This is a genomic window from Paraburkholderia sp. SIMBA_054 (assembly GCF_046534875.1).
In the GTDB taxonomy this organism is placed as follows: domain Bacteria; phylum Pseudomonadota; class Gammaproteobacteria; order Burkholderiales; family Burkholderiaceae; genus Paraburkholderia; species Paraburkholderia hospita.
The window spans coordinates 1-239 of the sequence record NZ_JAWRXV010001644.1 but is presented as its reverse complement, the minus strand read 5'-3'; the positions used below and the strand labels follow the sequence as shown (position 1 = coordinate 239).

The following is a 239-nucleotide window of genomic DNA, read 5'->3' as shown; positions in this document are numbered from 1 at the left end:
CGGCCATGTCCTGCGCATTCATGAAGACCACGTCGCGACGGCCGAACACGCCGCGGTAGCGGTCGTCGAAGCCGTAGATGGTGGTGTTGTACTGGTCGTGGCTGCGGATCGTGGTGAGCCGGACGATGCCGTCGCCGGCGCCGTCCGGATCCTCGCCCAGGCCGGCGAACGGCAGGAACCGCGCCTTGCCCGATGGCGTGGGCCAGACCCGCCCTGCAGGTGGCAGCGGCAGCCGGAAG

At 70.3% G+C, this 239-nt stretch carries 1 pseudogene; it reads right to left on the bottom strand.

The window, feature by feature from the left end:
- Positions 1-239, bottom strand: a pseudogene (locus SB822_RS60665) (CbbBc protein); the annotation flags it as partial.